Source organism: Caballeronia sp. LjRoot31 (assembly GCF_964253885.1).
GTDB lineage: Bacteria > Pseudomonadota > Gammaproteobacteria > Burkholderiales > Burkholderiaceae > Caballeronia.
Genome location: NZ_CAXURX020000002.1, coordinates 1,412,292 through 1,432,077 on the forward strand (window position 1 = coordinate 1,412,292; position 19,786 = coordinate 1,432,077).

Annotated in this window: 19 protein-coding genes; 10 read left to right on the forward strand and 9 right to left on the reverse strand. The window is 58.7% G+C overall.

Going from position 1 to position 19,786, the window contains the following annotated elements; all coding sequences use genetic code 11:
* Nucleotides 1-1,521 carry a hypothetical protein gene (locus ACSQ8V_RS24745; protein ID WP_436207452.1) on the forward strand — a complete coding sequence of 507 codons (1,521 nt, stop codon included), beginning with the start codon at nt 1-3 and terminating at the stop codon, nt 1,519-1,521.
* On the opposite strand, the gene ACSQ8V_RS24750 is transcribed toward ACSQ8V_RS24745, so the two are convergent.
* Nucleotides 1,490-1,615: a dihydrofolate reductase gene (locus tag ACSQ8V_RS24750; RefSeq protein WP_436207453.1), complete on the reverse strand. Its 126-nt coding sequence runs from the start codon at nt 1,613-1,615 to the stop codon at nt 1,490-1,492. The two genes, ACSQ8V_RS24745 and ACSQ8V_RS24750, sit on opposite strands and share 32 nt — an antisense overlap.
* 135 nt (nt 1,616-1,750) lie before the next feature.
* On the opposite strand from ACSQ8V_RS24750, the gene ACSQ8V_RS24755 reads away from it, so the two are divergent.
* A complete protein-coding gene (locus ACSQ8V_RS24755; RefSeq protein ID WP_436207454.1) occupies nt 1,751-2,209 on the forward strand; it encodes a hypothetical protein in 459 nt (152 codons plus the stop codon).
* Nucleotides 2,210-2,688: 479 nt separating this feature from the next.
* Here ACSQ8V_RS24755 and ACSQ8V_RS24760 read toward each other — a convergent pair whose 3' ends face one another.
* A complete protein-coding gene (locus tag ACSQ8V_RS24760; protein WP_436207455.1) occupies nt 2,689-3,375 on the reverse strand; it encodes a hypothetical protein in 687 nt (228 codons plus the stop codon).
* A gap of 312 nt (nt 3,376-3,687) precedes the next feature.
* Between ACSQ8V_RS24760 and ACSQ8V_RS24765 the strand changes: the two genes are divergently transcribed.
* Complete coding sequence (locus ACSQ8V_RS24765) at nt 3,688-3,810, forward strand: hypothetical protein (protein WP_436207456.1); 123 nt, start codon at nt 3,688-3,690, stop codon at nt 3,808-3,810.
* Between the two features lie 30 nt (nt 3,811-3,840).
* Here ACSQ8V_RS24765 and siaD read toward each other — a convergent pair whose 3' ends face one another.
* From siaD to ACSQ8V_RS24785, 4 genes are read right to left on the reverse strand one after another with little or no spacing between them, the layout of a single operon-like run.
* Complete coding sequence (gene siaD / locus ACSQ8V_RS24770) at nt 3,841-4,647, reverse strand: biofilm regulation diguanylate cyclase SiaD (RefSeq protein WP_436184326.1); 807 nt, start codon at nt 4,645-4,647, stop codon at nt 3,841-3,843.
* The gene (gene siaC, locus ACSQ8V_RS24775; RefSeq protein WP_213768848.1) at nt 4,640-5,017 is read right to left on the reverse strand and encodes a biofilm regulation phosphoprotein SiaC; all 378 of its coding nucleotides are present in this window, start codon (nt 5,015-5,017) and stop codon (nt 4,640-4,642) included. The genes siaD and siaC overlap by 8 nt, the downstream gene beginning before the upstream one ends.
* Nucleotides 5,018-5,037: 20 nt before the next feature.
* Nucleotides 5,038-5,610, reverse strand: a complete 573-nt coding sequence (gene siaB, locus ACSQ8V_RS24780; RefSeq protein ID WP_436207457.1) for a biofilm regulation protein kinase SiaB — start codon at nt 5,608-5,610, stop codon at nt 5,038-5,040.
* Complete coding sequence (locus ACSQ8V_RS24785; RefSeq protein WP_436207458.1) at nt 5,607-7,289, reverse strand: SpoIIE family protein phosphatase; 1,683 nt, start codon at nt 7,287-7,289, stop codon at nt 5,607-5,609. The genes siaB and ACSQ8V_RS24785 overlap by 4 nt, the downstream gene beginning before the upstream one ends.
* A 324-nt stretch (nt 7,290-7,613) precedes the next feature.
* On the opposite strand from ACSQ8V_RS24785, the gene ACSQ8V_RS24790 reads away from it, so the two are divergent.
* From ACSQ8V_RS24790 to ACSQ8V_RS24800, 3 genes are read left to right on the forward strand one after another with little or no spacing between them, the layout of a single operon-like run.
* Complete coding sequence (locus ACSQ8V_RS24790; RefSeq protein WP_213768850.1) at nt 7,614-7,829, forward strand: DUF3311 domain-containing protein; 216 nt, start codon at nt 7,614-7,616, stop codon at nt 7,827-7,829.
* Nucleotides 7,826-9,313 (forward strand): sodium:solute symporter family protein, encoded by a 1,488-nt coding sequence (locus tag ACSQ8V_RS24795; RefSeq protein ID WP_213768851.1) that lies wholly within the window; start codon nt 7,826-7,828, stop codon nt 9,311-9,313. Before ACSQ8V_RS24790 ends, ACSQ8V_RS24795 begins: the two co-directional genes overlap by 4 nt.
* 58 nt (nt 9,314-9,371) lie before the next feature.
* Entirely contained in the window at nt 9,372-10,061 is a 690-nt protein-coding gene (locus ACSQ8V_RS24800; protein ID WP_436207459.1) for a cytochrome b/b6 domain-containing protein, read from the forward strand.
* A gap of 18 nt (nt 10,062-10,079) precedes the next feature.
* On the opposite strand, the gene ACSQ8V_RS24805 is transcribed toward ACSQ8V_RS24800, so the two are convergent.
* On the reverse strand, nt 10,080-10,538 hold the full coding sequence (locus tag ACSQ8V_RS24805; RefSeq protein WP_436207460.1) for a CHRD domain-containing protein: 459 nt from the start codon (nt 10,536-10,538) through the stop codon (nt 10,080-10,082).
* Nucleotides 10,539-11,390: 852 nt separating this feature from the next.
* Between ACSQ8V_RS24805 and ACSQ8V_RS24810 the strand changes: the two genes are divergently transcribed.
* The gene (locus ACSQ8V_RS24810; protein ID WP_436208002.1) at nt 11,391-12,716 is read left to right on the forward strand and encodes an MFS transporter; all 1,326 of its coding nucleotides are present in this window, start codon (nt 11,391-11,393) and stop codon (nt 12,714-12,716) included.
* Nucleotides 12,717-13,210: 494 nt separating this feature from the next.
* Entirely contained in the window at nt 13,211-14,176 is a 966-nt protein-coding gene (locus ACSQ8V_RS24815; RefSeq protein ID WP_436207461.1) for a hypothetical protein, read from the forward strand.
* Nucleotides 14,177-14,224: 48 nt separating this feature from the next.
* Here ACSQ8V_RS24815 and ACSQ8V_RS24820 read toward each other — a convergent pair whose 3' ends face one another.
* Together ACSQ8V_RS24820 and ACSQ8V_RS24825 are read right to left on the reverse strand one after the other, a co-directional pair.
* Complete coding sequence (locus ACSQ8V_RS24820; RefSeq protein ID WP_213768855.1) at nt 14,225-15,379, reverse strand: porin; 1,155 nt, start codon at nt 15,377-15,379, stop codon at nt 14,225-14,227.
* A 598-nt stretch (nt 15,380-15,977) separates the two neighbouring features.
* A complete protein-coding gene (locus ACSQ8V_RS24825) occupies nt 15,978-17,663 on the reverse strand; it encodes a SulP family inorganic anion transporter (protein ID WP_436207462.1) in 1,686 nt (561 codons plus the stop codon).
* 207 nt (nt 17,664-17,870) lie between these two features.
* Here ACSQ8V_RS24825 and ACSQ8V_RS24830 point away from each other — a divergent pair, with 207 nt between their 5' ends.
* Entirely contained in the window at nt 17,871-18,653 is a 783-nt protein-coding gene (locus ACSQ8V_RS24830; RefSeq protein ID WP_436207463.1) for a DUF1007 family protein, read from the forward strand.
* Nucleotides 18,647-19,771: a nickel/cobalt transporter gene (locus ACSQ8V_RS24835; protein WP_436207464.1), complete on the forward strand. Its 1,125-nt coding sequence runs from the start codon at nt 18,647-18,649 to the stop codon at nt 19,769-19,771. The genes ACSQ8V_RS24830 and ACSQ8V_RS24835 overlap by 7 nt, the downstream gene beginning before the upstream one ends.
* Nucleotides 19,772-19,786 lie beyond the last annotated feature (15 nt).

Consider the following 19,786-nt stretch of genomic DNA (forward strand, 5'->3'; position numbering starts at 1 on the left):
ATGTGGCTGCATATTTTGAAAAAAGATCTGAAACTGCATTGGCCGTACGTAGCAGTAGTAATGGCTCTGAAAGTCGCGGCGACCTGGACGATCCTGCAACTGGGGATGTTCTCCTGGCAACCGCAATTGGCGGTGTTGCACGCGTTCATCGATCTGGCGTTCGCTGGAGCGGCGGGCTTCGCAATCATTGTGGTTGTACATAGTGACCCCGTTGTGTCGAACAATGACGACTGGCTGATCCGGCCGATCCGTCGAAGCGACCTCGCGCTAGATAAACTTGGTTTCGCCGCGCTCGTGACCCTAATGCCGACCTTCGTTTTCGACCTTGGCGTCGGCCTGATGCATGGGCTAGATGTGCTGCCGGCGATGGGCGCGGCGACCTATACAGCTCTCGTCACATTCATCGGCGTCGGTCTGCCCGCATTAGCCGTCGGCACGATCACGGCTAGCTGGCATCAGGCCGCAGGCATCGTTTTCGCCATCGTTCTAACATGGACTGCTGGCATCTTAACGATCAATTACCAGACGGCTGACCTCGACAACTGGCCTTTCCAACTGGTGCTCAAGGCTATCCTTGTCTTTGCGGCCGCACTCGTTCTCGGCCTACAATACGGCCGCCGAAACACGGCAACTTCGCGTGGGGTCTTCGCCGTGGCGGCGATTTGTGCGCTCGCGGTGACGTTCACGCCGAGAACAACCGGCTATCAGATTCAACGCGTCATTGATGATGGCAAAGTGGCGGCGGCCGGCCCGATCCGCCTGTCGTTCGATGACCAGTCCAAGGCGAAAGTGATCGGCAAGGCCCCGCAGTACATGGTCCCCGTGATCTACGTTCCGCTTAAGGTGGTGGTCGACCCGGACCGTATAGTCACTATCAATTACGTCGACCTAAGTATCGTGAGCGGCGACGGCAAGCCGTTATATCGCGGCGCCGTATCGCTCGTGCCGCGCTACCTGCGCAACCAGGTCAGCAACGTCCTGGGTGATACCTTCGACAGCGCAAGCAATGGCCACAAGTCGAACTATCAAGCGGTCAATCTGCCGCCGGACGTATACGCGAAATTCAAGGATACGCCGGGGCGGTTGTCTCTGACCTATCAACTGAGCTCCTACGCCCCAGCAGGGGTTATTAAAGCCCCGCTGCCTTTGGGCGCCCGGCAGAAGGTTGCCGGTTTCGGCGTATGCGAAACGCGGCTCAATCCCAGCGATGACCGGTTCGTCGAACTCTATTGTTTCCCGGCCACGGATAGTTCAAATTGCATTTCAGCAACGGTGCTCGATCTCGCCGGTGCTTCGATCGGCGCGCCGCAAACACGATGTTCGACAACATTTAAGCAGTGGGGCCTCAATACGAAGGCTCTGACTGACCCCGGCCAGTTGGTGGTGACACTCCCTGCGGCGAACGGTGCCGGTACCCGGCCGCTTACCCTTACGAGCTATAAGGTAGCTAGTCACTTCACGCAGACAGTTATCCTTCCCCAGGTGAGGCTTATGGATTTGACGGCAGCCGCCAGGTCGTGATGTCGGGCACCTTCCATGGAATGTCGTTGGCCGCACCGATCACTCGATTTTTCGCCATCGCAGCGATTATTGAAATCGTCTTGCCATTCAACATTCGCTCATCTCGCTTTTGGGTTGTGAGACTATTCTAACGACTACAAAAGTAGTCGGCTGCGAGTGGCGGCTATGGAGGAAGCCGAAGGGCTGATGTACGCCGGGCCCCACCAACAAGTATCAGGCGCAAGCCGCCATGAAAGGACGCTCGACGGCACTGACTACGTCGTCGACAATTGATCGCCATTTCGCCAGCGATATCGTACCCATGTTAATAAGAGCCTTCACCACGTTTCTCTGCATCGCTTTGTTCGCGGGCGGCACAGCAGCTTCGGAGCAGTCGCAGAGGCCACCGGGACCGGCAATGATGGTTCATTTCGATTACTACCCTAGGGACCGGCCGCAAATTCGCGTTCTGGAACATCGGCTAGAAAGCGCGATAAAGCGTGCGGGTGCTGGCGAACTTGGTGAGACGGAGTTTCATGTTGACGGCAATGATGGCTATTTGTATATGTACGGCCCCGATCCCGATCGACTCTATGAGTTGACGGGTCCAGTCCTGAAGTCATCCAAATTGATGACCGACGCCGAAGTCACGAAGCACTATGGTTCCCGCACGGAAAGGTTCGTGATACACCTAGACGGCGTGCGATAACGACGCAATTTCCGAACTTGCGCACATCGTTCAGCGGGAGTTCCAATTCGAATTTCGTATTGACGCTTCGCGCACCAATCGGTCGCGACCGTCCGCTACCGAGAACGTTGAAAGGCCGCTCCGGGTCGTCAAGCGCCTCTCATTATCTCGAACCACCGCTTTCTGCGTGGTCCTCGCCTGGTCGGCAGTCAGCCGACTGAGGCCTTCTACGCCCGCGCCTCGGCCAGCCGCACGCAGAAACTTCTGCGACGACGACCAATTCCGGGAAATCCAATCAATTCAGTACTTTCGTGTCTAGATAACTGCGTGCCAGTCTAAGTAATTCCGTTTACCGACAGTCGCGCACCGGTTTCCATATGATCCAGGCGCGTTTCTAAAATTGTGAGTGTCGCAATGAGGACGCGCGACATCTCTGAATGAAAGTGTTGGCGCCAGGCACTGCAGCGCGGTGCAGTCGCACGTGCTGCCGGAGAAGTGGGTTACTTGGGCGGCGGCAGCGAAGGGTCGAGCCTGGCCGAATTCCTGACAAACTGATCCGTCATCGCGGCCGCGACCGGGTTTGAGCCCGTGCCTGGCTTCGAGCCGCGTTGGTCCATGGCGGCGCGAGCGGCGGACATATCCGGCGGAGGCAACGATGGATCGAGCTTCGCCGATTCCCGGACCAGTTCATCCGTTTCCGGTGTCGCGCCTTGAGTCGTCATAGCGTGACGATTCAGACCGTCTCGTCCATGCTGGCCGCGCTGCGCCGAGACCACCTTCGGCGCACCTGAGTCCTGCACGTTCACCGACGCGACTACCGTCGACGGCGCCTTCTTCGGTTGTGCCTCCGGTCTCGGTTGCCCGGTGACTTGTGCGGCGGCCGGACTGGATGGGAGCACGGCCGTCTTAGGCACGGGTGCTACTGCCGGAGCGGGAACCACCGGCGGCTGCGCGATGGCTGTGCTTTGCGTGATTGCGCCGGATGGCTTCGACTGGCCGATGCTGCCTTCTGTCACGTGATCGCTGGCGAGCGAATCGACGACAGGAGTGCGTGCGGATTCATCCATGGCGGCCGTGGCTTCTGCCATTGCACGGTGGTCTGCCTGAAGGAACATCAGGTACGTGGTCCCTGCTGCACCGACCAGGAGCCCTCCAATAATCATCAAAATATTTCGGGTGTTCATCATACTTACCGATGGTCCTGCAAACGATATGAGCCAATCATGATAAACGACTGATCGCGGATTTCATCAGACCAATCCAGCAATGGCAGACCTGACGAACAGGAATAGGCGGGCGATATCCAGAGAACTCCCAGGTCGTCCGTCCTGCTGTAGAAGCGGGCATTCGCGCAGGCCTGCTGTTCAAGCGATAAGCGACGGTCAAATGCCTTCAAAGACGCGCCGGACGTATGACCGCAACTGCCCGGCCGGAACCGCAGCCCTATCTATGTATGGGTCAATCTGAATTCAAACCCGACATCGCTTACGAACTATGCCATGACGTTCGAAGCGTGCCGATCGACGCTATCGAGGTTGCTGGCTGATGCGGCGATGATCGATGTCACGGAAGCGGTTAGCCCGACGGGTAGCCTGGCAGGCACGGGTATCAAGCCTGAGTGACTTACGCCTGATGCGACGAACGAAATTTTCTTATTGCGACAGAGCCCGATTACGCCCTTCGCGTTTGGCCTTTAGCAAAAGGGCATCCGCACGCTGGAGTGTGTCCTCCCATTCCTCCCCGGCGCGATGTTCGGCTACCCCGATGCTAACGGTGATGGAAACAGCCCGTCCCTCGACGTTCATGGAATGATCTGGAATCCCTTGGCAGATTCTGCCGATCACGCCCAACGCACTGTCTTGCGTAGATTTTGGCAGCAACACCAGGAACTCCTCTCCTCCCCACCGGCCGCACACGTCGTACTCGCGCATCTGGCTCTTCATGAAGTGAGCGACCTCTTGCAGTACGGCGTCACCGGCTTCATGGCCGTACGTATCATTGACTTGCTTGAAATGGTCCACATCGACGATGGCCAGCACGAACGGCTCACGATGCCGGTTAGCGCGCTCGACTTCTCCCTTGAGCCTTTCCATTAACAGCCGCCGGTTCGGCAGGCCCGTGAGTGGATCGTGCGTGGACGCCTCTTTCAGCGCCAGATTCAGCTCGACCATCATTTGCTGATACCGGTCGGAAATCCGGGCGACCTTTTGCAATTGGCGCAGTTGCTTTTCAAAACGCGCGACGAGTCCGTTGTCCTGTTCCCGTGCCACGCTTTGATAAGCGTCCGACACCCTTGTGATCCGCTCGAGCCGAGTAAGCTGCTCGCCGTAGTGCTGCCAGAGTTGCGCGAGCATTTCGCTCAGGTCGGACGGCGTATCGGCAGACTTCGCCAGGAGCGACTGGACCCGCTCCTCCAACGCAAGATGATGACGTTTGATCACGCCGTCCGTCTTATTCATGACTAACGATCAGGAACGGGAAAGTGCAGTCTTCCTTGAACTCCTCTGCCAGTTCGGCAAGCCGTTCGTTGCGCTTGTCATAGTGCCATTTGACCGAGACAGCGCTTCCTTTCACGTGCGCGTCTTCCAGCAGGTCGAAGATGTCCATCATCGCCTTGATGCTGCTGGTGTTGAGATAGAGCAGTTGCAATTCCAGGCGAAGCGAGTCGGCAGAATGGGCCAGGTAATCCTCGACCCACTGGATGATTTCGCCGAATAGCTCGAACGCATTCTCCGGATAAGAATCCCCTTGCATCTTCAGTACGCCTGCCTGCCAGTCGGCCTGTATGGCCGGAGTGGACTGGCTTGCGGGAACATTGATATTCTTCACGATTCGGTGCCCGATAGTATTCAGATTACCGCGCGCAGGCTAAAGAACGCGCGATCGTCGCCATGCTCAATCAGAGCAGCCTGGAGCGGCTCGCTAGCCTTTCTTGCGATTTCCAATAAGCCCAGACCGGCCCCGCCAGTAAGCGCCGGGTCTCTCGGCTTGCGCAGTTGTTCCTTGTAAACAGCTTTCAGTGCGGCTTTATCCAGCGTGGCAAGCGCGTTGATACGGCTCATCACTGCGTGTCCGTCGCCCACCTCGACCAGATTGCCCGCCGAGACAATATAGCGGCCGCTCTCGTCGCGCGAGATCACCACGGTGGCGGCGGTTTCCGCCTCTGCGTAGCCGTGGCGTGCCACGTAGTGCCGGATATTCTGGGTCATTTCAATATAAGCTGCGAAAACATCCATGGCCGCAGCCGGGAGCGCCTGGTCCGCCGCCAGGTAGTTCTTCAACGCATTGCCGATCTCCTCGATCAGGCTGCGTGAAATCGGCCCGTTGAAGCACAGCATGATGCGCTCACGATCAAAGTTCTCGCGCAACGCGTAAAGATCTGGGGAGTACATGGAGGCCCCGGCGTAGGTGGATGTAGTCATATTGGACGGAACGACACTATGGTTATGTCGTCGCGTTGCGACTGGTTGCCCTGGTAGCGGGCAAGGGTATCGGCGAACGCATCGGGTTGCTCTGTCAGGGGAAGGTCCGCATGGGCCACCAGCGCCTGCTTGAAGCGTTCGTTGCCAAAGCAAAAACCGTCGACCCCGCCAGCCTGGTCCAGATAACCATCGGTCACGAGATAGTAAGTACGCCCCGCCTTGAGCGAAAGCCCTGTATTGGCGAACTCACCCATGCGCTTGTGAGCCAGTGGACGCCGGGCTCCCTTGATCTCTTCGACCCGGCCGTCATCGCAGATATAGAGCGACATTTTTGCACCCGAAAAGGCCATATGCCCCGCCGCACGATCGACATAGATGAGCGCGGCGTCCGCATGCGTTGCCAGCGCGCTGTCGAGATGTGAAGCGCTCAACATGGCGCGCAGCGCCGTATCGGTACGGCCCAGGATGGCGGCCGGATCATGCAGCCCCACTTCCGCAATGGCGTGACTGATCGCGGCGTGAGCCAGCATCGTCATGAGTGCGCCGGGTACGCCATGACCCGCGCAATCCACGACCCCTATCAGGAAATTATCACCATCCTGATGGAAAACATAAAAGTCACCCCCCACTACATCGCGCGGTTTCCAGAGCACGAAATAGTTCGCACCAAAAAAGCGGGCGAGCTGCCGATGCGGCAAAACGGCAGTCTGTATCAGGCCTGCATAATCGATGGAGTCAGCGATTTTCTTGTGAGTCGCCGCCATCTCAAGGTTGGCCGCCGCCAGCGTCGCCGTGTGGCGCTCGACTGCTGCGGCCATGCCATTGAATCCCCTTGCCAGTATGGACAGCTCGTCATTACCTGTCTCCCGGTTGCGCACGCCGTATTTGCCCGTGGTGACATGTTCCATATTCCCGACCAGTTGATAGACCGGATTGACGATTCGCCTGCGAATATAAAATCCGAATGAAACCATGCCAATAACAGCAGCGCTCACGACAAAAAGCGCCAGGCGTACATACATCAGCTGACGTCGCTCCAGGTTTTGCAGTGCGTTGGCGGTACGCGCGTCCACAGCGGCCAGAAAAGTCTGGATTGGCGCCATGATGCTCGCCTTTTCGACCTGGTACGACTCGCCATAAAGGAGCGAACGCGCATAGCCCGGATCTGGCGTCCGCCTGATCGTCAGGTTGCCGGCGGAATCCATGAACTGACCCTCCATGGCTGCGAAGGCCTCTTTCTCCATGTTGACGAGTTTGTCCGAGCGCGACTGGGATTGTTGAAGCAAATCGAATTCGTGTGCGGTGAAACCGGCGCGGCGCATGAGTTCCTTGAGCGGCACCGCTCGTGCTCCCGGAAGGTGCGGGTCATGAGGCAGCCACCAATAAGTGCTGGTGTAGTCGGCCGGCCGGGGTCTTTTCCCATTGCGGATATCGAGGATCTCGAAGTACTGACTTTCGTAGAGCCGGTTTCCCGTTGAAATATACGTGCTTGCCATGCGCGTCAGGTCGTCGGAGCTTTGCCGCAATTCATCCGCCAGCTTGAACGACTCGAATCGCCTTTCCTGGCCGCGGATTGTGTCGTGCTCGACGTCGAGGATCTGGTACAGGATAAATAGAAGCAGCAGCAACAGAACGCTCAGCGTGGCCGTGGCAATGGTCGTGAGAGTTTTGATTTTCATGGCGGTCCGCCTGCACTTCTTCGTTTGTCCTGGAGTGGCCAGTGCCGGCGAAAATAATCTCGTGGGACGATACCGACGCTGATTCACAGCGGCTGCATGCCATTCCCACAAGAACATTACGGCATCCGGCCATCGTTCTTGAGGGAAACGGACAAATCACAAAGTTGGTGCAAGATCGAATGAGGCGTCAAGAATGGTGCCCAAGGCCGACTGGCGCGTGGGCGTTTTTTTGACCGACTTTGCCGAATCAACGAATAAAGCATAGAGTCAGCGAGACAAAAGCAGGTCCGCGACAAAGGCTACGCAGCTTAGGGGGTATTCGTCATGCTTTTTCGAATTATGGCGGCGCTGCCGTTCATCGGCATTCTCATCGGCATTCCATTCGTCAATCAGGTTGATCCGCTCATCCTCGGCATGCCGTTCGTGCTCGCGTGGATCGTGATCTGGATCGTGTTGAGCGCGATCATCATGGGGATCATCTATCGGCTGGATCCGGCCAACCGCCACGCCGTCAACGAAGCCGGGGAGGCCCGCTCATGAGCAGCGCCCTACTCATCATCATTGCGGTGACCGTGCTGGCGCTCTATCTGGGCGTGCGTGCACGGCGCGGTCACGACATGAATCTCGAGCAATGGACTGTCGGCGGCCGCAGCTTCGGCACGGCGTTCGTATTCCTCCTGATGGCCGGAGAAATCTACACAACCTTCACTTTCCTGGGCGGCAGCGGCTTCGCCTATGGCAAGGGCGCGCCGGTCTACTACATTCTCGCTTACGGAACCCTCGCCTACATCCTCTCGTACTGGATGCTGCCGCCGATCTGGCGCTACGCGAAAAAACATCGGCTCGTCTCCCAACCCCATTACTTCGCGCGCAAATACGACAGCCCCGCGCTCGGCGTGCTGGTCGCGGTGGTCGGCGTGGTCGCGCTGATCCCCTATCTCGTACTGCAGCTCAAGGGCCTTGGCATCATCGTGGCGACGACATCGTATGGCGTGATATCGCCGACCGTCGCCGTCTGGATCGGCGCGCTTGTCGTCACCGCTTACGTCATCCTGTCGGGCGTACGGGGCTCGGCGTGGAATTCTGTCGTGAAGGACGTCCTGATCCTGAGCGTCGTGCTGGTGCTGGGCATCTACCTGCCCTATCACCTTTACGGCGGCATCGGCCCGATGTTCCATGCGATCGATGCCGCGAAACCCGGCTTCCTCACCTTCCCGGCGAAGGGATCGAGCGTGGCGTGGTTCCAGTCCACGGTGCTGCTGACGGCGCTTGGCTTCTTCATGTGGCCGCATACATTTGGTTCTGTATATACGGCTCGCGATGAACGGATCTTCCGGCGCAACGCGATCATCCTGCCTGTCTATCAATTGATCCTGCTGTTCGTGTTCTTCGTGGGATTCGCGGCCACGCTCAAGGTGCCGGGCCTGAAAGGCGGTGACATCGACCTGTCGTTGTTCCGTCTGTCCATCCAGAGTTTCGATCCCTGGATCGTCGGTGTGATCGGCGCCGCCGGCGTGCTGACGGCGCTCGTTCCCGGTTCGATGATCCTTACCTCGGCGGCGACCCTGCTTGCAAACGACGTATATCGAGGCGCGATGAACCGTCAGGCATCCGATGCGTTTGTCGGCCGGCTTGCACGCTGGCTCGTGCCTGTCGTGGCCCTCGTCGCCATCTGGTTCACGCTGCAGGGCGGCAACACGATCGTCTCGCTGCTGCTGATGGGCTATAGCTTCGTGACCCAACTGTTTCCCGCCTTGATCGCCAGCCTGATGCATCGAAGCCGTGCGACGAAACAGGGTGCAATGGGCGGGATCATCGCAGGCGTGGCCGTTGTCGTGGTGACCACGACGATGCATCTGGGCATCGGACAGATGTTTCCGTTCCTCCCCGACGCGGCGAAGGACATCAATATCGGTTTCCTCGCGCTGGCGTTGAATATCATCGTGTTCGTGGTCGTCAGTGCGCTTACGCAACCGCGCGTGGCAAGCGGCGCCGCACATGAAACCGACGGCGCGCTGCGTTGAGTGGCGTTCGGTTTGATCTGCCGCTGCGTTCATTGCGACCGTAACCAACACAGTCAATATGGACGCTGATGAACCCGTCAACTCGCAGAAGCAAGCAACTCGCCCGGTGCTTGTCTGGGACGTGCCAACGAGGTTGTTTCACTGGCTGGTCGTCGTGCTGGTGGCGGCCGCCTATGCGACCGCGAAGCTGAACTGGATGGACTGGCACGTCCGGATTGGCGAGGCGCTGCTGGCGCTGGTGCTGTTCCGCTTGCTATGGGGTTTCTTCGGCAGCGAGACCGCGCGGTTTCATGGCTTTCTGCGCGCACCCGCCGCCGCGTGGCGCCATCTGCGCCACGTATTCCACCGCGAAGCCGACCTGCAGGTGGGCCATAACCCCGCCGGCGGGTGGATGGTCCTGCTGCTGCTGGCCTTGCTGCTGGGCGAGACACTGAGCGGGCTTTACGTCAACAACGATGTGGCGGACGACGGGCCTTTGACCCAATGGGTTCCCGCGTGGGCCGCCAACGCCATCACGGCGCTGCACACAATCCTCTGGGACGCTTTGCTGGCGGCCGTGGCCCTGCACCTGCTGGCTATCGCGTTATACGCGATAGCCAAGGGCCACAACCTGCTGCGCCCCATGCTTACCGGACGCAAGCTTCTGCCCGCGCGCATCAACCCGCCACGGCCGGCATCAGCCATGCTGGCGCTGCTTTTGCTGATTGTCAGCGCCGTGGCAACAACGCTTCTCGCGATGTATCTCTAAGCGCGATGCAGGCCGAGCTCAGTTTGCCTTGGGCGGTAACACCTGACCGCGGATTTCGCCGGCGGGATGATCCTTGGTATGCACATTGATGTACATCTGACCCGCAACGAACTCTTGTGCGTCCGCCGGGGACAGCGTGGCAGTGCCGTTGACAGGGCTAGTGACAGCGGCCCCTTTCTCGGACAGCCAGACTTTCACGGGCGCGTTCTTGCCGGACGCGGCGGGACCATGGAAATGCGCCATGGTGGCGTCGCCGGACAGGCCGCTAAAGGTGATGGCCCACGTGACGACCCGCGTATCGGGATCGTAAGAGATGTTGGCGCTGCCGGTACCCGAGGTCTGGACAGGCGGCACTTGCTGCGCGCCGGTGAGCGGCACGGTAAATGAGACCGGCGCTGCCTGTGCAAACGTCATTGCCCCTGCACACATGGCGCCGACGAGAACCATGAGAGCCCGTCGCGAGATTGAAACACCCATTTGATTATCTCCTGTCGATATCGCCAAGCCGAGCAAGGCTGTTTGCGCTCACTTCATCAAGGCGAGAAAACTCAAACTGGCCCGTTCCTGCAAGCAGTTGATAGGGCCACTCGCCCTACTGCCCCGCACGGTCCAGTACCTGGACAAATTCAGGCTAGATGATGCTCGCACAGGCATGATCTGACAAGCGCGGAAGTCCTTAGGTTAGCGGCGTCATCGCGAAGGTCGCGCAGTTTGAGCGCAGTGCCGGAATGGCAATGCCTGCCCTCGCCCATTCGCTTCTCGCTACCGCTCAAGCGACCATTGCGCTGTCACAAAAGAGCTTTACGCTAAGCGCGCTCTTGGCGAAGCGACGCTTGGTCTATGCCTCCACGGCAACGCAGCTTAGCGGCTAGCGAGAACCTTGGCGTTCATATCCTTGGCTAAAGAACTCGCTAAGGAACTCGCGCCAGCACAGCCGTCTCCGGGCATTGAATCAATCCGCGTCCGACGCGACCACGCTCGTCTTTGAATCGAGACTCGATATAGAAGCGCAGCACCAAAGCGCAACGCCGTTAATCTCAGTCAATCGCCAGCGATGCGTTGGTATTCCCCCGCATTGCTGAATATCGCGATGATGTGCGAGATTGCAGAGGGTCCCGCGGCGGTGAGATCGCCGGTTGCATCATTTTGATTTGATTTTCAAAGCTCCCTTGCATGGCGACATATTGAGCTTGCGCGACAAGAAGCGGCGGGCGCGGAGATCGACTTTACAGTTCTTTCGAAAAATAAGAGGCTTGCATGTCCAGCGAGAAAGCAGCGGAAATTGCGGCACGGCTTGATCGGCTGCCACCCTCGCGTACTGTCTGGACCATGGTGATCCTGATTTCGCTTGGTGGTGTGTTCGAGTTCTATGACCTCTTCTTCACGGGCTACGTCGCACCGGGCATGGTTCAGTCCGGGTTATTCAAGCCGGAGTCGCTAGGCTTCTTCGCGGCCCTCCAGCCCCTCGCGGTGGCGGGTTTCGGCACCTTCGTCTTTGCCACCTTTGCGGGACTGTGGGTCGGAACGCTGGTGCTGGGTTACGTGGCGGACCGGTTTGGACGGCGCCTGATCTTCACGTACTCACTACTTTGGTACATGGTCTGCACGGTGATCATGGCATTCCAGCACTCCGGATTCGCACTCGATATCTGGCGCTTTATCGCGGGCATCGGAATTGGCGTCGAGCTGGTCACGATCGACACGTACATCTCCGAGCTAATTCCCAGCCAGGAGCGCGGCCGCGCATACGCGATGAACCAGTTCATCACCTTCGCCGTCGTGCCGGTGGTTGCATTTCTTGCCTATGCGCTGAACGGGACGCAGCCGCTTGGCCTCGACTATTGGCGAGTGGTGATCCTGATCGGGTCGGTTGGCGCCGTGGTCGTCTGGATCTTGCGTCGCCATATTCCGGAAAGCCCCCGTTGGCTCGCGCGTCATGGCCGGATCGATGAAGCTGAGGCTATCGTTGCGGACATCGAACGCCGGGTCGCCGCCGAGAAAGGCATTAGCCTGCCGCCGCCGCAAGCAGTCGCGCCCGAGAAAGAAGGACGCGGCTCGCTCAAGGAAATCTTCGCGCCGGGTTACCGGCGCCGGACGATCATTCTGTCGATCTTCAACATGGCCCAGGTGATCGGCTTCTATGGCTTCGCTGCGTGGGTACCGACCCTGCTGATCCATCGCGGCATCCATGTCACGGCGAGCCTGGGATATGCGTTCGTCATTGCGATTGCCAACCCCTTCGGTCCGCTGCTGGGTATGTTGTTCGCTGACAAGATAGAACGGAAAACGCAGATCTGCGGCGGCCTCATCACGATGGGCATCGTCATCGCGATATTTTCCCAGGTCTCCGCTCCATGGCTTCTGATCGGGCTCGGCGTAGTGTTCACACTGGCCTCGAACATCATGTCCTATGCCTACCACGGCTATCAGGCCGAACTCTATCCGACCCGCGTGCGCGCCCGCGCGATCGGCTTTGTCTATTCCTGGAGCCGGATTTCCGCAGCCTTCGCAGGGCTCGCGATCGGCATCCTGTTGCAGGGGTATGGTGTGGCCGGGGTCGCGGTCTTTATCGCCATGTCCATGCTCGTGGGAATCTGCATGATCCTGCTTGGACCCTCCACCAGAGGACTGGCGCTAGAGACAATCAACCATTGAGTGCTGCGCGGGCGATGTGGATCGGGGCTTGCGCCTGCCAGTAATCAGCGATCGACGATCGATGTCGACCAAGGCAGCGGGGCTGATGAAGCTGGTCAAGTTCTCTCAGGCCGATCATGTTCAGGATACCTTGATATATGATCAAGTCGATCTCAATTCAGACCGGCAATCCGTCACTCAAGTCAGATGACCACATCGAGCAATGATGCTGCATGTGGTCACTGCCGTCTGTCGCTCACCCATGCCTTTTCGCCATCAAGTATCCATCGGTCAAAGAACGCCTAAGCCGGCCTGAAAAGTTTCAAAGTCTTCCACGCAATGGGAATTCGATCTGAAATGCGCAATGGTTACCGACCGTGACAAAACAGGTCGGATAGAAAGTTCAGTCGTTAGAATCCGCCTACCCATTGATCGCACGATACGGTTCGGCGCTTCTCTCTCGCATGACACTTTTATCGACTGCAATACGACCAAAGAAGCCGATAAGCAGCTGCGTGTCAGCGGTGCTGTTCGCGTTCGGGCTGCTTTGGGCCGTGCCGTCGGACGCGCAGGAATTCTCCGTGTCGGCCGGTACAGGCCGTGCCAACGCGCCAAGCGAGTCGACCTACTCGTGGAGTTTCACCTATCTACAGGCGCTGGACGCGAACAACGCGCTCAGCTACTCGTGGATAAACGAAGGACATTACACGAATCATCACCGGGATGGTTTCGCGCTCCAATACTGGCGGCGGATCTGGTTCTTTAATGATCGGCTGGCGCTGGCGGGCGGCGTGGGTGGATACAATTATTTCGATACAACAGCTTCCGACGAAGGCAGGCGTTACGCCGATGTGCATGGTTGGGCCTTGATCTATAGCCTCACCGCAACGTGGTACACGCGCACACCGTGGTTTTATCAAGCGCGGGTGAACCGGATAGATACATTCCATAGCATCGACACAACCAGTGCAATGCTGAGCGTTGGCTATCAACTCGGCGCAACCAATCATTCCGGCAGCATCCCGGACTATCTTGCACAAGGCTCGGGTAGCCGGAACGAACTCACCGTACTCGCAGGAAAAACCGAAGTGAACAGCCTGCATTCGCCGGGCGCGTTTGCGAAGAGCGTTGAGTATCGCCATGGCTTCGGGTCTTATGTCGACGCTACCGTGACATGGCTGGATGAGGGACCGACCGCGCTCACCCGGCGCAACGGCGTGGCGACCGAGTTATGGGCCAGCCGCGGATTTTTCGACGAGCGGCTCCGGCTCGCAGTGGGTGCCGGGCCGTATGTTGCCATCGATACCTATAAAATCCCGGGCGGCACGAATACGGCCGACAAGGTCTCCGCGCTCGTCACAATGACGGCAAGCTATCAGTTCGCGAGACACTGGCTCGTCCGCGCCTCTTGGAATCGCGTGCTGACGGGCTACAACAAAGATAGCGACGTGTTTCTCGCCGGCATAGGCTACCGTTTCTGAACATGCGGCATCGGCCACGCATGCCGCATGTTTAAACGGTTCCCATCCTCAGAACTTATGACGCATGCCTAGGATAAACATTTCCTGGCTCGCCGTGCCATTGAAGCCATACGAGCCGATTGACGCCTGCGCCGCCGACGTCGTGCCGTCCGGATTGAGCTGAGTCCCACTGGCATGCTGGTACGCGCCAACCGCGTAAAGATCGGTACGCTTCGACAGCGAATAATCCGCCCCAAGGCTCGCCTGGTTATAGGTGGCCGACGTGTTACCACTCGCCTTCTCATACGAGTAACCTACGGCAAACAGCATGGCCGGGGTTGCCTGGTAGTTGAGGAACGCATTGCCAATGTTGTACTTCTCGGTGCTCGTGAAGGTTGAATCACCATCGTTTTTATATTGCGCATTGCTGTATGAACCGCCGACCGTGAAAGGACCGAGCGCGTACTGAATGGCCGCACGCGCAATGCCCAGTGATTTTGCTGTCACGTAGCCGCTGTTGATTGCACCATCGAAGATTGCGTCCGACGATGAGGTCGGATCCCATCCGGCACGGAATGCTCCCGCAGTCGGGCTGGGGTTCGTGGCGAGGAAATAACCGGCCGCGATACCGAGGGGACCGTTGTTGTAGGTGAGCGCACCGCTGTAGGTGTACCCCTGCCCAGTGCGGCCGGCCAGACCGCTGAAAGCGTACAGCCCTTCGAACTGCAAGCCCGAATAATTGGGCGAGACGTACTTCACGGCATTGGATACGCGCAAGCTATTGTCATAGTTGTCCACGTCACCCGGGGTCGCGAAAATACTCCCAAAATAATTGTCGCCGGTGAGCGGCTGAACCATGTCAACAAGCGGATCGTATTGCCGGCCAAGCGTCACCGTGCCCCAACTGTCACCCGACAGGCCCACAAACGCCTGACGCCCGAATTCGCGACCGCCCTGGCCTAACTGGCCCGTGCCAATATCAAAGCCATTCTCCAAATCGAAGATCGCCTTGATACCGCCACCGAGATCTTCCGAACCCTTCAAGCCCCAGCGGTCACCCGACAACGTCCCATCGATAAAACCCCACCGGCCGCCGTCACTGGTTTTTACGTAACCGACGCCCGCATCGATTGTTCCGTACAAGGTAACGCTGGACTGCGCCTGTACGCCACCTGCTACGCCAAGGAGCGCCAATGAGATCACGCTTAGAGAACTCTTCTTCATTTCTTTCTCCACGCTAAGACACGGGAAAGGCATTCGGTTTATACCGTATTTGGAAATAATCCGGCCATCCGAATGAGAGAAAATTATTTTGATTGGTATGCCTAAAGAGATTGGAAATAAACAAAACGAAAAACGAACGTCAAGGCACTGTAATGGAGAGAGACCGCAAGCAAGCTCACGGTCTCAAGCTCGCACTGAAAATGTTTGGCAACAACTTTCGTGGAGAACGCGAGCCGAAGTTAATCTAGTCCAAAAAAAGAACTAGTTCAATACCACGTACATAATCAAATGTTGTTTTCTGGTACTGGTAGTCACGCGTTGAAGTCGCGGAACAAAGATTGCTTAACGGCTTGTCTTTTGGCTGTCGCGATCCATCGGGGTTTATCGACTGGATAAATTGCACCATTCTGGAGCGTTTTTTCGCGCCCCCCGGCAAATGATCCCGCTCAGATTTATGCCGCGTCCCGATCCGGACAATGATTGGCGATTGCTGTTCGACGCGGCCATCACATCAATCTGGTGAACTGGCAGACCCGCAATCGGCGTTGTTCCAGGCGACGCTGTTTCATGCCCCGCCCGGGGCATGTTCAATGCGTATTCAATGAGCGCTCGATACTGCCGACGGATCGAATCCGGCCGCTACAAGCGCCTGATGCAGCGTCTCCAGGATGTGCGATTCTCCCAGCACCGCGGTGATTCCGTGTCGGTCCATATCGGCTCGCAGATACTGGTTGACGCGCGCAAACAGCACGTTGACGCCGCGCTGCTTCAGACTCTCGCAGAATTCAGCGAGCGTGCGGGCCGCCGAATAGTCGAGGTCCGTGATCGCGCCCGCGTCGACGATGAACCAGTGAATAGTCGTGGGTGCGCGATCGAGCAGGCGGCGCACGTCGTCGACGAAAAAATGATCGTTCGCGAAAAACAGGTCGGCGCCAAAGCGATAAACAATCAATCCAGGAGCAGTTTCGGCGCCCGGCGTGGCAGGCACCGGTACCCAGCGCCCCCCGGCCGCCGGCGTGGGCGCAAGCATCATGGTATGCGGATGATAGCTATGACGCACATGGCGCAGCAACGACAACGCAACCGCCAGCAGTATTCCGTCCTCAACGCCGATCACCACCACCGCCAGGGCCGTGACGAGCGCCAGCGTGAGTTCTCCGGGGCTCTCACGACGGATGGCGTACAGACTCTTCACGTCGATCAGCCCGATCGCGATCGTGAACACAATGGCCGCCAGCACGCAGTGCGGAAGATACTGCAGCCACTTGCTGAAGAACAGCAACACCACACCGACCACAACCGCAAACACCACTTGCGCGAACTGGCTGCGTGCGCCGGCGCGATCGGCCATGGCGGTCTGGGTCGGACTGCCGTTGACCACGAACGCGCCGCTCACGGCCGCCACCGCGTTCGCTGCTGCTATTCCCAGAATGTCCGCATCGGCGTCCACGGGTTCGTTATAACGCTCCGCAAACACGCGGCCCGCCGCGACGCTTTGCGCGATGATCATCACGAAGCACGAGGCGGCCACGGGCAACAGGTCCAGTGTCTGTTGCCAGGTGGCAAGGGGGAAGCCTAGTGCGGGCAGTCCGCCGGCAACGGGCCCCACGACCGAGATGCCATGCCCGGCGAAGTCGTAGACATAACTTGCCGCAATGCCGCCAATCACGGCGAACATGGCGACCGGAAGACGCGGTAGCAAGCGCTTGAAAACGAGAATACAGGTCACGACTGCGGCCGATATACCCAGCGTTGGCAGCGAAACGCGAGCAAGACTGAGCGCTATCGATTCGATCTGTCCCAGTGTCCGCGACGACCCTGGGGACACGCCAAGCATGTCGCCCAGCATCGCGACGCCGACCTGAATGCCGACGCCGGCCAGGAAACCGAGCAAGACAGTGCGCGACAGGAAGTCGGCCAGGAAACCGAGCTTGAAGATCCGGGCAATCAGCAGCAACCCGGCCGTCAGCAGCGCAACGACCCCTGCAAGCGCCATGTATTGCGCGCTTCCGACCGTGGCCATGGTCGACAGGTGGCTTGCAAAAATAGTCGCCGTTGCGGAGTCTGCGGCCACGACCAGATGGCGGGACGCGCCGAACAGAGCGAAGGCGAGCAGCGGCAAAAACGCCGTGTAAAGACCGGTCACGGCCGGCATTCCCGCTATACGGGCATAACCCAGCACTTGCGGGATATCCATTGACGCAAGGGTCACGCCGGCCAGGAGATCGCGGAGTGCAGCACCGCGGCCAAGCGGCAACACGCCCCTTAACAACTTAAAGCGCATTGTGCGTCCCCGAACGATGTTGCATCCAATACTGCGATAAAAATGAAGGTGTCATTGACGCATCGTGCCGCAAGTTGATTTGGAAGAGCAAGGTTTCTTGATGACGGTGTTGCAAGGCCTGACGCCATTGCCGCACGTTCTGGGCATTAGAAAAGAGCCGTGTTATAAAACGGGCTCGTATTGGAGGTTGGTCGCGACGAGGGCGACATGCAGATGAGCTTTCTGAAACGAGGCCGGTTTTGCGTTCATTACATGACACTGTGTCTTGCCTGGACCGCGCGGACGCTTCTGCAAACCAAGGCTGACGCTTCACCCCGCCTGCGGCCTTCAGTCAGACCGTCCGTGACATTCCTGCTCGTTCTCGTGCGGGGGTTGCGTCGCGGGTTACGTCGCGGGTTAAGTCGCTTCCTGCTGCCCGCATGCTGTGGGCTCCTGCTTGCCGCCCGTCCCGCTCTGACCCAGGCGCATCCGCACGTGTGGATCAACTATTCGATGGTCGCCCAGACCCAGGGCACGCAGCTGGTGGCCATGCAGCAGACCTGGATTTTTTCGAAAGGTTTTCCGTTTTCGTTGGTCGGCGATTTTTCCCACATGCCCAAGTCCGGCCCGCTCAATGCCGACTACACGGCGACGTTCAAGGCACAGGCGTTCTCATTGCTCAAGAGCTCAGATTACTTCACCCACGTTTTTGTCGATGGCAAGGCGGTCGCCGTGGGCGAAGCGCGCAACTTCAGCGTCAGCATCGAACAAGGTCATGTTGTGTACCGGTTTCTTTTGCCGCTCGTAAAACCAGTGGACTTCAAGCGTGAGCGAGTGACGCTCGGTGTCTGGGACGATACATTTTTCGTCGACTTTGAAAGTGCGGCGCAGCCCGTATTGACGCTCAGTGCGGGCTCGCCGGGTAACTGCAAGGCGGCGGCGTTCGAGGATCACGATCACCCTATTTTCGGTGGTTCCATCTTTCCTCAAGCGAGCAGATTATCGTGCTGACCTGCTTCGGTAACCGGCGCGGTGGTGGACATCGAACGATGATTGGCTTGTGCCTCGCGGCTATCCTGACGCTTGTGACGCCTGGTGTTATCGCTCAAACCACGGACGTCTTCGGGCGTACGTCGACGGGTGCGCCGAGCGCGGCCAACACCACCGATGCGCCTCGGCCCACGCCGGCAGCCATGCCCTCGATCGTCCGCGATGCCGTCACTGCCAGCATCCACTTGCAAAGCAGGTTGAACGAAAAGTTGCAGGAGGCGCTCGCGAACCAGCGCGATGGATCCGGCCTGTTCACCACCTGGATCATCGTGCTGTGTTCGTTCGCGTACGGGGTGTTGCATGCGCTTGGACCCGGGCACGGCAAGATCGTGGTGAGTGCGTATCTGGCGTCGCGCCGGGCACGTTTCGTGGATGCCGCGCTGCTGAGCGGATGGAGCGCGCTGGTCCAGTCCTTGTCCGCGATTATTCTTGTCGGTGGCGCGGCGTGGCTCTCCCGCGAAGGACTGCCCGACATATTGACGCGGGCGTCGAGTCTTGAACTGGCGAGTTACGTTGCGTTGCTCTGCGTGGGTGTCTGGTCGTTATGGGCCGTTGCGACGCGGCGCGATTGTTGCGACACGGATCGCGTGGCGCTTATTCCAAAGAAACGCACGAGCCTGATATCAGAAGGAAGTGCTTCGGGCGATCTGGACGAAGCCCGGTATCTCGGTGCGAGCTTCGCTCAACGGCGTTCGCGGGCACGCTGGGCTAGAACCGACGTCGAACGCGGAACATCGCGGGCTCGCAGCCGGATATTCCTGACGGGCATGGCAGTCGGTGTACGTCCGTGCGTGGGCGCGATCTTCGTGTTGATTGCGGCCCTCGCCAACCACGTATTTATCGTCGGAGTACTCGCGTCGTTGGCCATGGGAGCAGGCGTCGCTTGCACGGTGCTGGCGATCGGGATGACGAGCTTATCCGTGAACCGGATGGTATCGAACGCGGCTGTTTTCAGGCGGCAGAAAGTCGACCGGATTCGTTTCGGCCTGGCGCTTGCCGGCGCCATTTTCATTACGGCGTTCGCGGCATGGCAAGTCTTTGCGCTAGTCTCCGGGACGCAGGCCGCATCGCTCGCGTGAGCGCTGATCGGGCGG

Coding starts and splice junctions, on each gene's coding strand:
- ACSQ8V_RS24830 (WP_436207463.1), top strand. CDS start 17,871: ATGCAGATGAGCTTTCTGAAACGAGGCCGGTTTTGCGTTCATTACATG.
- ACSQ8V_RS24745 (WP_436207452.1), top strand. CDS start 1: ATGTGGCTGCATATTTTGAAAAAAGATCTGAAACTGCATTGGCCGTAC.
- siaB (WP_436207457.1), bottom strand. CDS start 5,610: ATGACTACATCCACCTACGCCGGGGCCTCCATGTACTCCCCAGATCTT.
- ACSQ8V_RS24790 (WP_213768850.1), top strand. CDS start 7,614: ATGCTTTTTCGAATTATGGCGGCGCTGCCGTTCATCGGCATTCTCATC.
- ACSQ8V_RS24820 (WP_213768855.1), bottom strand. CDS start 15,379: ATGAAGAAGAGTTCTCTAAGCGTGATCTCATTGGCGCTCCTTGGCGTA.
- siaD (WP_436184326.1), bottom strand. CDS start 4,647: ATGAATAAGACGGACGGCGTGATCAAACGTCATCATCTTGCGTTGGAG.
- ACSQ8V_RS24800 (WP_436207459.1), top strand. CDS start 9,372: ATGGACGCTGATGAACCCGTCAACTCGCAGAAGCAAGCAACTCGCCCG.
- ACSQ8V_RS24825 (WP_436207462.1), bottom strand. CDS start 17,663: ATGCGCTTTAAGTTGTTAAGGGGCGTGTTGCCGCTTGGCCGCGGTGCT.
- ACSQ8V_RS24760 (WP_436207455.1), bottom strand. CDS start 3,375: ATGATGAACACCCGAAATATTTTGATGATTATTGGAGGGCTCCTGGTC.
- ACSQ8V_RS24755 (WP_436207454.1), top strand. CDS start 1,751: ATGAAAGGACGCTCGACGGCACTGACTACGTCGTCGACAATTGATCGC.
- ACSQ8V_RS24810 (WP_436208002.1), top strand. CDS start 11,391: ATGGTGATCCTGATTTCGCTTGGTGGTGTGTTCGAGTTCTATGACCTC.
- ACSQ8V_RS24795 (WP_213768851.1), top strand. CDS start 7,826: ATGAGCAGCGCCCTACTCATCATCATTGCGGTGACCGTGCTGGCGCTC.
- ACSQ8V_RS24750 (WP_436207453.1), bottom strand. CDS start 1,615: ATGTTGAATGGCAAGACGATTTCAATAATCGCTGCGATGGCGAAAAAT.
- ACSQ8V_RS24805 (WP_436207460.1), bottom strand. CDS start 10,538: ATGGGTGTTTCAATCTCGCGACGGGCTCTCATGGTTCTCGTCGGCGCC.
- ACSQ8V_RS24765 (WP_436207456.1), top strand. CDS start 3,688: ATGACGTTCGAAGCGTGCCGATCGACGCTATCGAGGTTGCTGGCTGAT.
- ACSQ8V_RS24785 (WP_436207458.1), bottom strand. CDS start 7,289: ATGAAAATCAAAACTCTCACGACCATTGCCACGGCCACGCTGAGCGTT.